Source organism: Novosphingobium sp., assembly GCF_040398825.1.
Taxonomy (GTDB): domain Bacteria; phylum Pseudomonadota; class Alphaproteobacteria; order Sphingomonadales; family Sphingomonadaceae; genus Novosphingobium.
This window is the reverse complement of sequence record NZ_JBBATI010000008.1, coordinates 16,033-29,461: the sequence shown is the minus strand read 5'-3', so window position 1 is coordinate 29,461 and position 13,429 is coordinate 16,033. Positions and strand designations below refer to the sequence as shown.

Annotated in this window: 14 protein-coding genes; 6 read left to right on the top strand and 8 right to left on the bottom strand. The window is 64.9% G+C overall.

Going from position 1 to position 13,429, the window contains the following annotated elements:
- Positions 1–2 precede the first annotated feature (2 nt).
- Genes ABWP89_RS06130 through ABWP89_RS06120 form a run of 3 tightly spaced genes read right to left on the bottom strand, consistent with a single transcriptional unit; the run spans position 3 to position 3,549 of the window.
- A complete protein-coding gene (locus ABWP89_RS06130; RefSeq protein ID WP_353227952.1) occupies positions 3–2,708 on the bottom strand; it encodes a bifunctional [glutamine synthetase] adenylyltransferase/[glutamine synthetase]-adenylyl-L-tyrosine phosphorylase in 2,706 nt (901 codons plus the stop codon).
- Entirely contained in the window at positions 2,705–3,067 is a 363-nt protein-coding gene (locus ABWP89_RS06125) for a type II toxin-antitoxin system VapC family toxin (protein WP_353227950.1), read from the bottom strand. Before ABWP89_RS06125 ends, ABWP89_RS06130 begins: the two co-directional genes overlap by 4 nt.
- Positions 3,064–3,549: a DUF7662 domain-containing protein gene (locus ABWP89_RS06120; protein WP_353227949.1), complete on the bottom strand. Its 486-nt coding sequence runs from the start codon at positions 3,547–3,549 to the stop codon at positions 3,064–3,066. The genes ABWP89_RS06125 and ABWP89_RS06120 overlap by 4 nt, the downstream gene beginning before the upstream one ends.
- A gap of 49 nt (positions 3,550–3,598) precedes the next feature.
- Here ABWP89_RS06120 and ABWP89_RS06115 point away from each other — a divergent pair, with 49 nt between their 5' ends.
- The 3 genes from ABWP89_RS06115 to wecC are packed head-to-tail and all read left to right on the top strand — an operon-like array spanning position 3,599 to position 7,069.
- Complete coding sequence (locus tag ABWP89_RS06115; RefSeq protein ID WP_353227948.1) at positions 3,599–4,585, top strand: agmatine deiminase family protein; 987 nt, start codon at positions 3,599–3,601, stop codon at positions 4,583–4,585.
- Between the two features lie 50 nt (positions 4,586–4,635).
- Complete coding sequence (gene wecB, locus ABWP89_RS06110; protein ID WP_353227947.1) at positions 4,636–5,775, top strand: non-hydrolyzing UDP-N-acetylglucosamine 2-epimerase; 1,140 nt, start codon at positions 4,636–4,638, stop codon at positions 5,773–5,775.
- A complete protein-coding gene (gene wecC / locus ABWP89_RS06105) occupies positions 5,765–7,069 on the top strand; it encodes a UDP-N-acetyl-D-mannosamine dehydrogenase (RefSeq protein WP_353227946.1) in 1,305 nt (434 codons plus the stop codon). The genes wecB and wecC overlap by 11 nt, the downstream gene beginning before the upstream one ends.
- 12 nt (positions 7,070–7,081) lie before the next feature.
- On the opposite strand, the gene ABWP89_RS06100 is transcribed toward wecC, so the two are convergent.
- The 5 genes from ABWP89_RS06100 to ABWP89_RS06080 all read right to left on the bottom strand — a co-directional run bounded on the left by ABWP89_RS06100 (position 7,082) and on the right by ABWP89_RS06080 (position 10,022).
- On the bottom strand, positions 7,082–7,549 hold the full coding sequence (locus ABWP89_RS06100; protein ID WP_353227944.1) for a GNAT family N-acetyltransferase: 468 nt from the start codon (positions 7,547–7,549) through the stop codon (positions 7,082–7,084).
- Between the two features lie 75 nt (positions 7,550–7,624).
- Positions 7,625–8,014, bottom strand: a complete 390-nt coding sequence (locus ABWP89_RS06095) for a lysozyme inhibitor LprI family protein (RefSeq protein ID WP_353227943.1) — start codon at positions 8,012–8,014, stop codon at positions 7,625–7,627.
- A gap of 147 nt (positions 8,015–8,161) precedes the next feature.
- Positions 8,162–9,103 carry a sterol desaturase family protein gene (locus ABWP89_RS06090; RefSeq protein ID WP_353227942.1) on the bottom strand — a complete coding sequence of 314 codons (942 nt, stop codon included), beginning with the start codon at positions 9,101–9,103 and terminating at the stop codon, positions 8,162–8,164.
- On the bottom strand, positions 9,100–9,582 hold the full coding sequence (locus tag ABWP89_RS06085; protein WP_353227941.1) for a hypothetical protein: 483 nt from the start codon (positions 9,580–9,582) through the stop codon (positions 9,100–9,102). Before ABWP89_RS06085 ends, ABWP89_RS06090 begins: the two co-directional genes overlap by 4 nt.
- Complete coding sequence (locus tag ABWP89_RS06080; RefSeq protein ID WP_353227940.1) at positions 9,579–10,022, bottom strand: protein tyrosine phosphatase family protein; 444 nt, start codon at positions 10,020–10,022, stop codon at positions 9,579–9,581. Before ABWP89_RS06080 ends, ABWP89_RS06085 begins: the two co-directional genes overlap by 4 nt.
- Before the next feature lie 306 nt (positions 10,023–10,328).
- Here ABWP89_RS06080 and ABWP89_RS06075 point away from each other — a divergent pair, with 306 nt between their 5' ends.
- From ABWP89_RS06075 to argF, 3 genes are all read left to right on the top strand, one after another.
- Positions 10,329–11,126 carry a cold-shock protein gene (locus tag ABWP89_RS06075; protein WP_353228043.1) on the top strand — a complete coding sequence of 266 codons (798 nt, stop codon included), beginning with the start codon at positions 10,329–10,331 and terminating at the stop codon, positions 11,124–11,126.
- A gap of 169 nt (positions 11,127–11,295) precedes the next feature.
- Complete coding sequence (locus ABWP89_RS06070) at positions 11,296–12,489, top strand: aspartate aminotransferase family protein (protein ID WP_353227939.1); 1,194 nt, start codon at positions 11,296–11,298, stop codon at positions 12,487–12,489.
- Complete coding sequence (argF, locus tag ABWP89_RS06065; protein ID WP_353227938.1) at positions 12,486–13,424, top strand: ornithine carbamoyltransferase; 939 nt, start codon at positions 12,486–12,488, stop codon at positions 13,422–13,424. The genes ABWP89_RS06070 and argF overlap by 4 nt, the downstream gene beginning before the upstream one ends.
- The last annotated feature ends 5 nt before the right edge of the window (positions 13,425–13,429 follow it).

Below are 13,429 nucleotides of genomic sequence, written 5' to 3'. Positions count from 1 at the left end.
CGTCAAATCTCCAGCGGTTCGTCAAAAGTTTCGGTCCACACCATGGCAATGGTTGCCCGGGCGGCGGTGATCGCGGCCAGCAGCGCATCCCAATCGGGGCGCCCGCAGGCCTGTGCAACAATGCCATGGCTGGCCACCGGCGGATAGGCCCCATCAGGGGCAACCAGCCGCACCACCACCAGCAACCGGCACAGCAAATCATACGCCCCGCGCATCGTCACTGGCACCAGCCCGGCCTGCGCCAGATCGTCAATCGCCTGGCCCAGATCGGGGTCGAGGCCAAGGTGGTCGCGCAATTGCAGGAAATGCAGGATGAATTCGGCATCGACCAGCCCGCCGCGCGCCAGTTTCACATCCAGCGGGCCTTTGGGCGGTTTGTGCCGCGCGATGTCGCTGCGCATTTTCAGCACGTCGGCGCGCAAGGCCAGCGGATCGCGCGGGGTGGCCAACACTGCGTCGATCATAGCCGCCAGCGCCGCACAGTCGGGGGCGGTGCCATACAGCGGCCGCGCGCGGCACAGCGCCATGTGTTCCCACGTCCACGCATCGTGCCCCTGATAGCGGGCAAAACTGTCCAGGCTGACCGCAATCGGCCCTTGCGTGCCCGATGGGCGCAGCCGGGTATCCACATCGTACAACGCGCCGGCGGCGGTCGGCGCCGACAGCGCGACCACCACCCGCTGGCTCAGCCGCGTATAATAGAGCGTGGCGCCCAGTGGCCGCGCGCCATCGGATTCGTCGGCAAAATCGCCGCTGAACAGGAATATGAGATCGAGGTCCGACGCATGCGTCATCGCCCCGCCGCCCAGCCGCCCCAGCCCCAGGATCACCAGCCGGCTGCCGGGAACCGTGCCGTGCACGGCGGCAAATTCGGCCTCGGTCGCCGCGGCCAGCACGCGGATCGTCGCTTCGGCCACGCGTGACAGCGCGGCGGCGATCGCCAGCGGATCGTGCGCCTGTTCGATCAGCTGCACCCCCAGTGCAAAGCGCAGTTCGCCCACCCGGCGCCGCACCGCGTCCAGCAGGCATTGGTAATCCTCACCCGGTTCGGTGCGCGCCAGTGCCGCGGCAATGCTGTCGACATCGCCGGGCAGGGCAAACACGGTCTGGTCGATCAGCGTGTCGAGCAGGTCGGCGCGGCGGGCCAGTTCATCCGCCAGCGTCGGCGCATGCGCCAGCACGCGCATGACCACATCCAGCAGCGCGGGTCGCGCCTCCAGCAAACGAAACACGTTGATGGCGGACGGCAGGTGCTCAATCAGTTGTTCCCACCGCAACAGCGCGCGACCGGGATCGGGTGCGGCGGCCAGCGCGCGCAACAGCGGGCTGCGGATGCGGGCAAATGCCTCTCGCGCGGCTTCGCTGCGCAGCGCACGGAATTTGCCGTTGCTCCAGTTTTCGATGCGCGTGGCCAATGCTTCGGGGTCGGCAAAGCCCAGTTGCGCCAGATCGCGCGCCAGCGGCACTTCGGTCACGGCCACCGCGCCGCGCGGGGCCCAGGCGGCGATCAGCGCATCGAATCGCGTGCCGACCCGGTCCGAAATCGCCGTCAATTCCGCCACCAGCGCCGCGCCATCGGCGAGGCCATCCAGGCTTGCGACATTGTTCAGCGCGGCCGGGTCCTGCGGCAGGCTGTGCGTCTGCTGGTCGGCCACCATCTGCAACCGGTGTTCGATCGTGCGCAACCGGTCATAGGCCTGGCCCAGCACCAGCGCATCTTCCGCGCCGATGATCCCGGCCTGCGCCAGCGCATCCAGCGTGGCGCGGGTGCCGCGCAGCCGCAGCGCCGGGTTGCGCCCGCCATGGATCAGCTGGTGCGTCTGGGCAAAGAATTCGACCTCGCGAATCCCGCCGCGCCCGCGTTTCAGGTCATAACCGGGCCCGACCACCTGCCCGCCGGCGTAATGGTCGCGGATGCGCGTGGTCAGCCGGCCGATTTCGGCAATCGCGCCAAAATCCAGGCTGCGCCGCCACACGAATGGCCGGATCGTATCGAGAAACGCCTGCCCCCGGGGCAGATCGCCCGATGCCGCGCGCGCGCGGATGAACGCCGCGCGTTCCCACGCCAGCGCGCTCGATTCGTAATGTGTGATCGCGGCGGCGAACGACAGCGCCAGTGGGGTAATTTCCGACTGGGGCCGCAGCCGCAGATCGACGCGGAACACATAACCTTCGCCGGTCATCGTCGACAGCAATTCCACCACCCGGCGTGCCACCATTTGCGCGGCCTCGGCCGGGTCATCGCGCGCCAGCCGGGGCAGGACATCGGGATCGAACAGCAGGATCGGATCGATGTCCGACGAATAATTCAGCTCGCCCGCGCCCTGTTTGCCCAGCGCAATGCCTGAAAAGCCTACGTTACCCGCATCGGGCACGCGGCGGCGGATGCCTGCGCCAATCGCGGCATCCAGCGCGCGATCGGCAAAGGCGGACAGCGTGCCGGTAACCTGGCGCAAATCAAACGCCCCGGCCAGATCGGCAATCGCCACCACCAGGCTTAACGCCAGCCGTTCGCGCCGCAGCGCCCCGCCCACATCGTCGCACCCGTGCCCCGCCGCCAGCGCCATGGTCAGCGCTGCATCGACGTCTCCCGCACCAAGCAAGGTGCCCAGATCGGGCCGCCGATCCAGCGCCCGCGCCAGAAATGGCGCGTGCAGGCGCGCGCGGTGCAGGGCATCGGCCCAGTCGATGGATTGGCGAGCTGTCACAGCCGGAAAGCCAGGCCCAAACGTTCGGCCTGCGCCAATAGTCTTCGGTCACGGGTCCATAGGCTGCACCCGGACACATGCGCACTGCCAAGCAAATGGGCGTCGATTGCTCCGATGCCGGTCCCGGCCAATTCCATTTCTTCGACAAAGTCGAGCAAGGCATCATTCGTCAGGTGCACTGCCTGTGGCAGTCGCGACAACAAGATGATCGTTCGGCGCCAGTCCCGCAAATTGCCCATTCCAAGCTCGGCCGTGACCAACGGATGGTGCTTGAGATTTCCGTCAATAAGCAGGAGGCCAATCTGTGGCTCTTCGCGACGGAAGTGGTCGGCCCAGATCGAAGTGTCGATTATGATCATAAAGTCGGACGTTCGCGTTCCGGCACCTGTAATTCAGGCATCGTTCCGCCAAGGTTGATCAATTCCCGGTTTACCGATTGCCTGATGAGCGTTTCGAGAGCGACGCGCATAATCTCGCGATGGTCGTCAATTTTCAGGATGCGGCCAGCAAGGTCAAAGAGCTGGCCATACTCATCGAAGCCGGTTGGCTTTTGCGGCTCGGCCTGACGCGTTGTAGAGGGGCTCGTCCGACGCGGCCTAACTCTTTCAAACCGAAGTTGATTCGCCTTCAAATTAACGTCTCGCGTATGCCAGCCCGCCTCTTGCCAGCTCTTTGCGTGACTATGTGAACCGCTGGTCTCATTGGCCCACCACGCGTAATAGGTATAGGCGCTGTTCGGCAGCGCAAATCCGAGCACACTTTCCACGTCTGCCAGGCTGGCCTCCCAGCTATCGTCATCGCGTGTTTCGAGGTAACGTCGTAACGGATCATATTTTCCCATGACGTAACTCCTTTAGTAATTATGTACTAAATGTTATAGCAGGACGATAATGTCAAAACCTATTTCAATGCCCCCCGAATGGCACCCGCAAGACCTGCTGTGGATCGGATTTCCGCATCTGGCGGATGAATGGTCCGGGGTGATCGATCGCGCGCAGGAACAGATTGCCGCGTTTGCCAATGCCGTCGCGCAGACCGGGCAGGCAGTGCGGCTGGTGGTGCGCGACGACGCCAATGCGGCGCGGGCACGCGCGCTGGTCAGCGATGCAGTCACGCTGGACATGCGCACTTATGGTGATGTGTGGCTGCGCGATACCGGGCCGTTGGTGGTTTGTGATGGGGCGGGAAACCGGAAGGCGCGGCTGTTCGGGTTCAACGGCTGGGGCGGCAAATATGTGATGCCGGGGGACCAGACGATCGGCGCAGACCTTGCCCGCAGCGTCGATCTGACCGCGACGCGTGCCGACTGGGTGCTGGAGGGCGGTGCGCTCGATGGTGATGGCACCGGGCTGGTGGTGACTACCGAGCAGTGTTTGCTCAACCCCAACCGCAATCCGCACCTGTCGCGCGCCGATCTGGAACTGCGGCTTGAGCGCGATCTGGGGTTTGCCCGCGTGTTGTGGCTGGGTGACGGCCTGATCAACGATCATACCGATGGCCATGTCGACAATCTGGCGCGGTTTGTTGCGCCCAATCGACTGGCGGTGCCGGTGGCGACCGGGGCGGATGATCCCAACGCGGCGATCTATGCCGATGCCGCGGCGCGCGCGCGCACGTTCGGTGTTGAGGTGGTGCCGGTGCCATCGCCGGGCCGGATCGTGCGGGATGGTATGGTGCAACCCGCCAGCTATATGAACTTTGTCGTGACCAGCCACGCCGTGATCGTGCCGGTGTTCGGATCGGTGCACGATCACGCCGGCGTGGATGCCATCGCTGCGCTGTTTCCGGGGCGGCAAACCATCGGGCTGATGGCCGATGCGGTGCTGGCCGGCGGCGGCGGGTTTCATTGTTCCAGCCAGCAATTGCCGGCCGCCTGAAATCTTGCACGTTTATGCGCGTATTAACCTCGACAGGGTAGGGCACTGGCATGACCGAGCTTTCTGCCGCACGCCAGACCATCCTGATCATCTTTGGCACCAGGCCAGAGGCGATCAAGATGTTTCCCGTGGTGCACGCGCTGCGTGCCGACCCGCGTTTCACCGTGCGCGTGTGCATTTCGGCGCAGCATCGCGGCATGCTGGACCAGGTCATGGCGATTGCCGGGATCACCGCCGATCATGATCTGGATCTGATGCGCCCCGATCAGACGCTGGACGCGCTGACCGCTGCGCTGCTGACCGGGCTGGGCACAGTGATGGATGCCGAAAAGCCCGATTGGGTGGTGGTGCAGGGCGATACCGCCACCGCGATGGCCGGCGCGCTCGCCGCCTATTACCGCAAGATCCGCGTGGCGCATGTCGAGGCTGGCCTGCGCAGCCACAACATCTATCACCCCTGGCCCGAAGAGGTGAACCGCAAGATCATCGGCACGATCGCCGCGCTGCATTTCGCGCCGACCGAAACCGCCGCCGCCGCGCTGCGCGCCGAAAACGTCGCGGCCGATACCATCCATGTTACCGGCAACACGGTGATCGATGCGCTGCACTGGGTAACCGCGCGGATCGCGGCGGAACCCGCGCTGGCAGCGGGCTTGCGCGATCTGGAAACGCGCTTTGCCGGCAAACGCATCATCGGCGTGACCAGCCATCGCCGCGAAAATTTTGGCGGCGGGCTCGAATCGATTGCCCGCGCGATCCGCCAGATTGCCGCACGCGATGATGTCGCGCTGATCTTTCCGGTCCATCCCAATCCCAATGTCCGCCGGGTGATGGAGGCGGAACTGGCCGGGCTGGACAATGTGGCGCTGATCGAACCGCTCGATTACCCGCATTTCGCGCATCTGCTGGGGCTGGCAGAGATCATGTTGACCGACAGCGGCGGCGTGCAGGAAGAGGCGCCCGCGCTGGGCAAGCCGGTGCTGGTCATGCGCGAAACCACCGAACGGCCCGAAGGCATTGCCGCCGGCACCGCGCGGCTGGTCGGCACCGATCCGGCGCGCATCGTTACCGAAATTTTCACGCTGCTGGATGATAAGGCAGCGTATGACGAGATGGCGCGCGCCCACAATCCGTTTGGCGATGGCCAGACCGCGCGCCGCATCATGGAGCTGATTGCCAATGCAGGGTGATGTGAAACCAAAGGTCTGCGTCGTGGGCCTGGGCTATATCGGGTTGCCAACCGCGGCAATCATCGCGCGCGCCGGGTGCCCGGTGCTGGGGCTGGATGTCACGCAATCGGTGGTCGATACCATCAACCGCGGCGAAATCCATATCGAGGAAGTCGATCTGGACGGGCTGGTGCGCGGCGTGGTGCAGCGCGGGTTGCTGCGCGCATCGACCCAGATCGAACCCGCCGATGTGTTTGTGATCGCGGTGCCGACACCGTTTGCCAAGGACGGCCACCACACCCCCGATGTGTCCTATGTCATGGCCGCCGCGACCGAAGTCGCCGCCGTGCTCAAGGCCGGCGATGCGGTGATCCTGGAATCCACTTCGCCGGTTGGCACGACCGAGGCGATGCGCGACCTGATGGCCGGGCTGCGCCCCGATCTGACCTTTCCCGGCACCACCCGCGAAACCCCCGATGTGGCGATTGCCTATTGCCCCGAACGCGTGCTGCCCGGCCGCATTTTGGAAGAGCTGGCCAACAACGACCGATCGATCGGCGGGATCACGCCGCGCTGCGCGCGCAAGGCGCTGGCGTTTTACAAACGGTTTGTGCGCGGTGCCTGTATCACCACCGATGCGCGGTCGGCGGAAATGACCAAGCTGGTCGAAAACGCCTATCGCGATGTCAACATCGCCTTTGCCAACGAACTGTCGATCGTCGCCGACCGCATGGGGCTGGACGTGTGGGAAGTGATCCGGCTGGCCAACCGCCACCCGCGCGTCAACATCCTGCAACCCGGGCCGGGCGTGGGCGGGCATTGCATCGCGGTCGACCCGTGGTTCATCGTCCACGGCGCGCCTGATGAAACGCCGCTGATCCGCACTGCCCGCGGCGTCAACGATGCCAAGATGCACCATGTCATCGACCGCGCCGTGGCGCTGATCGACGCGCATCCCGCTGCGCGCATCGCGTGCCTGGGGCTGGCGTTCAAGGCCAACATCGACGATTTCCGCGAAAGCCCGGCACGCTTCGTTGCCGCGCGCATCGCCCGCCGGTTTGGCGCGCGGGTGCACATTGTCGAGCCTTACGCCGCGCAATTGCCGGTGGAATTCACCGACACCGGCGCCACGCTGATCGATATCGATATGGCGCTGGAAACCTGCGACGTGCTGATCGTGCTGGTCGATCACGACATATTCCGCGTGGTGCCATTGGCCGAACGCGTCGGCCACGCCGTGTATGACACGCGCGGCATCTGGCCTGATCAGCCTGTTGCGGGGCCGGATGCGGCGGGGTTGCGGCTGGTTGGATAGGGGCTGACAGACTTACGCAGTCGGACAACGCCAGGATATCAAAGGGCCATCCTCTTCATCCACACGTTCTCCGACACGGCAGAAGCCGTTTCGCGCCAGAACGCGTTGGGACGGCAGGTTTGCGGGACTTGTGTCGGCGGTCAAGGCATCCACACCCGGCGTACTTCGCGCCCACTGCACAATGTCGCCAACGGCACGCTGGGCAATCCCCCTGTTTTGCCGGCTGGGGGCGATGCCATAGCCGATGTCAACGACACCCCCTGCCGGTGGGCGGGTAACAGAGCACATGCCTGTAACCTCGTTCTCCTCGACAATCAGCCATGACGCGGGCGAAAACGAGGCACTCACCCGCACCGCCAAATCGGCCAGCATCTGGAGCACTTCGATCGGCGCGATTGGTGTATCGGCAAGTTCGAAGGTTCGCGGCGCGCAACCGCTCAGCAAGGCAGCGTAATCTTCGCCGGTCGTTTCTACGATCATCGTTTCTCTCGAATGATGGGTCGCGGCTGCCGTCGTGACGTCGGCCCGCTTGTGGGTGTTTGCCCTTGCATCCCATCACGGGGTCGCGTCCTGATGGCTTAATTCGGTGATGCCCTTCAGGGTCGCGATCCGGGCTTCGATGATCTCGCCGCGGCACGCGACGAAATGGAGCACTTGCCCTTCGCGTCCAAATGCGCCGCTGGCATAGACTTGGCACGACGCGTCCCGGAAGCGGAGCCAGGCCCGCTGTTCTTCCAGCAACTGGCTGCGGCTTGGCTGGTCGGGCAGAGCGGCATTGGCCTTTTTCCAGACCACATTGAGGTCGGCGTCCAGACGGTCCAGATAGGTCGTGCCGCAGCCGCTCCATTCGGCATTGGTTGAGGTGTTGGAAATGCACTGTTGCCACGTGTCTGCCGCAGTGGGTGTGGCTGCCGCCATCGCTGCGCTTGCAAGCAGACCCAACATTGCCATTGCTTCGCCCCCCTATCGTCGGAAGACACCAATACAGCATCGGAGCAGCACGCCGCACTAAATCCGCGCGCCAGTTTACCGGGATGCAAGGGCAATAGCCCTTGCCCGCCGGAGGCCCCTTAAACGCCCGCCGGAGGCCCGCTAAACCTGCTCCTGCCCCGCCAGCCACCGTGCGCGAATCATGTCCGACGTATCGCGGGTCCCGTCGTGGCTCCAGCCCGGCGGGCGCACGACATAGCCCAGTTTGGCCGACCACGGCGCGCGCCACAGGTCGCGGGCGATGCTGGCCCATTCGTGGAACGCGACGGTCAGCAGCGAAAACGTGCCGAGCTGGTGGACGACTCCATAGCGCACCGGGTCATCATCGCGTTCGGGTTGATACGTGCCCAGCAGGCGGTCCCACACGATGAACACGCCGGCGAAATTGCGATCGAGATAGCGCGGGTTGGTGGCGTGGTGGACGCGGTGGTGCGACGGAGTGTTCATCACCGCTTCAAACCAGCGCGGCATGCGGCGGATCGCCTCGGTATGGATCCAGTATTGATAGACCAGGTTGATCCCGCCCACGGTCAACAGCATGCCCGGCGGCACGCCGATGAACGCCGGCCACACGCGAAACGCAAACGACAGCGCGGGGAAGCCGGTCCAGGTCTGGCGCAGCGCGGTTGACAGGTTGTAATGCTGGCTGGTGTGGTGGTTGACGTGGCTGGCCCAGAACCAGCGCATGCGATGCGCGGAGCGGTGGAACAGGTAATAGTTGAAATCATCGAGCAGAAATACCGCGATCCACATCCACCACTGCGTCCACCATAGCACCGGCACGGTGGCCACACGGTGGGCATAGAGCCACCCCATCACGAGTGCGATCAGCCCGGCGACCAGTGCGCCGGCCACCGTGCTGCCCAGGCCCATCGCCAATGATGTCAGGGTATCACCGGGTTCATACGCGGTGGGGTCGCGGCGCGCTGCCCAGACCATTTCGATCACGATGGTCAAAATGAAAAACGGCACGGCAAACGGCACCACGTCAACGCCGACGGTGGCGGCGCGCGTGGCGAAATCGGACAGCATGGTCGCGTTCATGCCACGGCCCCGCGCGCCGGATCAATCAGCCGGCGCAGGCTGGCCGCCCAGATCTGCGCATCGGCGCCCAGATCGATGGTCAGCGTGCCGGCCTGGCGATCGCCGGTTTCCAGCGTCAGCGTATGGCGATCGAGCCGGATGCCATCGTGCGTGGTCAATTCGCGGCCGACAAAGCGCGCGCCATGGCGGCGGATCAGCAGCACGCGGCCTTCCACATTGCGCACCAGCGCGCCGATCCGCGCGCGATCGAGTGTGACCTCGGTCGCGGCAAAGCCGGGCCAGGTTTCTTCGGCCAGCCGCTTGGCGTGATCGGCATCGGCAATCCGCTGATCCCCGCCCAGACGCAACGACCGCGCCAGCGCATAGAGCCCCAGGATCATCACCAGCGAAACCAGCGTGGTCGCCACCTGCACCAGCACCGGGCCGACGTCGGGGCGGGCCAGCAGGGCAGTCACCGTTTCGCGAAAGGCTCCGCTCATTCGCGCGCCCCGGCCTGGGCATGCAGCATGTCGATCTGCGCGCGCAGCGGCGACACGTCATAGCCGGCTGCCGCAGCCTTGGCGGCGATTGCGGCGGGCGCCATGCCGGCGGCGGCCATGGTCAGCGCCCACAGCAGCGTCGATCGCGTGCCCGACCGGCAATAAGCCAGCACCGGGGCGTCGCCGGCCTGTGCCAGCGCGGCGTCCATTGCCACAACTTGCGAATGCGAAAACCCGGCGTGGGTGACGGGAATCGCCACATAGGCGATGCCAGCGGCGGCGGCCGCGGCGGCGATTGCGTCGCCCGGGGTCTGGTCTGCCGATTCGTCTTCGGGACGGTTGTTGATGATCAGGCCGACGCCCAGCACCTGTGCCGTAGCGACATCGTCGATGCTGATCTGGGCTGAAACCATGATCCGGTCATCAAGGGGTATGAACATGAACGCGCTGGCCTCTGTATCAAAAAGGGCGGGATTTGGCGGTTGCGCCGGTCCACGATCCCCTAGCCGGTTCGGCGGCGGAAGGAAACAGGACATGGTCGGCAAGGATGCCACACTGCAAGCTGCAAAACCGTTTTCGCGTCGATTCCGTTCGCACTTGGTCATTTTGTCGGTTATAGTAGTGATGTAATGGACCAAGCCGGCCCCAATTCTGGGTGGTTAGGATCCGTTGTCGTGCCGCCGGCTCCCGCGTCCGGCCTGCGGTGCCGAGGAAAACTGGGGCGGAAACAAGGTTTATCGATTTCTATGGGTTTTGACAGAGGGCGGCGTCGCGGACGCGACAAGCGCGACGGTTTCGGCGAAGACAATTTCGATCCCTACGGTGGTTTCGGCGGCGGTGGTGGTCGTGGTGGCTTTGGCGGCGGTGATCGCGGTGGCTTCAGCGGCGGCGGCGATCGTGGCGGCTTTGGCGGCGGTGATCGTGGTGGCTTTAGCGGCGGCGGTGATCGCGGCGGCTTCAGCGGCGGCCCGCGTGGCGGCGGCGGCGGCGGCGGTGGTGGCGGCTTCGGCGGTCCCCGTGGCGGCGCTGGCGGTGGTGCCGGCGGCGGCATGCCCGCACAGGTTGTCGGCACCGGCAAGGGCGTCGTGAAGTTCTTCAACGCCCAAAAGGGTTTTGGCTTCATCCAGCGTGAAGACGGCGGCGAAGATGTGTTCGTGCACATCAGCGCGGTCGAACGCGCCGGTCTGGAAAGCCTGGCCGAAGGTCAGCAGCTGGAATTCAACCTGGTCGATCGCGGTGGCAAAGTGTCCGCCGCCGATCTGCAGGTTGTCGGCGACGTGATCGCGGCTCCGGCCAAGGCCGCTGCACCGCAGCGCCAGCTGACCGGTGAAAAGGCCACTGGCACGGTCAAGTTCTTCAACGCCATGAAGGGCTTTGGCTTCATCACCCGCGACGACGGGCAGCCCGATGCGTTCGTGCACATCAGTGCGGTCGAACGGTCCGGGATGCGCGAACTGAACGAGGGCGACCGGCTGGAATTTGACCTCGAAGTCGATCGACGAGGCAAACATTCGGCTGTCAACCTGGTGCCGCGGCAGGGCTGACCAACCGATTTGCTTGCCCATCCGGCGGTTTGACCCGCTGGCGACAAGCCTTTAAAAACGCGCAAATGGCGGCTCCGTTCGGGGCCGCCATTTGTCGTTTCCGTTTCCCGGCTTCATTTTTACCGATCCCGTTTCTATTCCAATCCGACCTTTGATGCAGGAGCATGCCATGACCATCACCCCGCTTATGCCCGTCTATCCCCGGTGTGGCGTGCGTCCGGTGCGTGGTGAGCATTGCCATCTGATTGGTGAGGATGGCACGCGCTATCTGGATTTCGCCAGCGGTATCGCGGTCAATCTGCTGGGCCATTCGCACCCGCACCTGATCGGCACGATCCAGCGCCAGGCCGCCGAACTGATGCACGTGTCGAACCTCTATGGCAGCCCGCAGGGTGAAGCGGTGGCGCAGCGGCTGGTCGATCTGACCTTTGCCGACACGGTGTTCTTTACCAATTCGGGGGCCGAAGCGGTCGAATGCGCGATCAAGACCGCGCGCGCCTATCACCAGCACGCCGGCAACACCGACCGGTATGAACTGATCACGTTCAACAACGCCTTTCACGGCCGCACCATGGCCACGATCAGCGCGTCCGATCAGGAAAAGATGCACAAGGGCTTTATGCCGTTGCTGCCCGGTTTCAAATACGCGCCGTTCGATGATCTCGCCGCGGCCGAGGCCCTGATCGGCCCGCACACTGCCGGTTTCCTGGTCGAGCCGATTCAGGGCGAAGGCGGCATCCGCGATGGTTCGCAGGAATTCATCGCCGGCTTGCGCGCACTTGCCGACAAGCACGGCCTGCTGCTGATTTTTGACGAAGTGCAGTGCGGCGTGGCGCGCACCGGATCGCTTTACGCCTATGAACAATACGGCGTGACCCCCGATATCCTGGCCACGGCCAAGGGGCTGGGTGGCGGCTTTCCGCTGGGCGCGTGCCTGGCGACGCAGGACGCGGCGCGCGGCATGGTGTTCGGCACGCATGGCAGCACGTATGGCGGCAACCCGCTGGCGATGGCGGCGGCTGGCGCGGTGCTGGATGTCGTCGCCAACGACGAATTTCTGGCCAATGTGCGCAGCACCGGCGCGCGGCTGCGGTCGCGGATCGAACAGTTCATCGGCAATTATCCCGATCTGTTTGAACTGGTGCGCGGCAAGGGCCTGATGCTGGGGATCCGGCTGAAAATCGAACCGCGCGCGTTCGTCGCGCATCTGCGCGACAACCACCAGGTGCTGACGGTCGCCGCCGGCGACATGACCATGCGCGTGCTGCCCCCGCTGGTGATCGACGATACCCATATCGATGAGTTCATCGAGCGGTTGTCGGCCGGTGCGGCCAGCTTTACAGCCGCGGCCGGCGCGGCATGACCCGGCATTTCCTCAATCTGTCCGACGCCGGTGCGCCTGCGCTGCAGGCAATCCTGAACGAAGCGATCGCGCGCAAGGCGGCACGTGTGGCACTGCCGAAGGGGCAGGTCGATGCCGATGCGCCGCTGGCCGGCCGCGTGCTGGCGATGGTGTTCGAAAAGAATTCCACCCGCACACGCGTGTCGTTCGACATGGCGATGCGCCAGCTGGGTGGTTCTGCGCTGATTCTCGAAGCCGGATCGACGCAATTGGGGCGTGGCGAAACCATTGCCGATACCGCGCGCGTGCTCAGCCGCATGGTCGATGCGATCATGCTGCGCACCGATGACCATGCCAAGATCGAGGAACTGGCGCATTATGCCACGGTGCCGGTGATCAACGGGCTGACCGATCTGTCGCACCCGTGCCAGATCGTCGCCGATCTGCAGACCGTGACCGAACATGCGGCAGCGTGCGGCAAAACGCTCGCGGGGCAGCAATGGGCGTGGCTGGGCGATGGCAACAATGTGGTCAATTCGATTGTCGAGGCGGCCGGCCTGGCCGGGTTTCACCTGAACCTGGGTGTGCCCGCCGGCTATGACAGCGATCCGGGGTTCATCGCGCGGGCGCAGGCGCTGGGCGCGCGAATCACCGTGACCCGCGATCCGGTGGCGGCGGTTGCTGGTGCCGATGTGGTCGCCACCGACACCTGGATATCGATGGGGCAGGCACAGGCGCATGAAAAGCTGGCGGCGATGACGCCGTACCAGGTCAATGCCGCGCTGATGGCGCATGCGCGGCCCGATGCGCTGTTCCTGCATTGCCTGCCGGTGCACCGCGGTGAAGAAGTGACTGCGGACGTGATCGACGGCCCGGCATCGGTGGTGTGGGATGAGGCGGAGAACCGCATCCACGCGCAAAAGGCCATTTTGCGCTGGGCGTTCGGGCAGATCTGAACCGA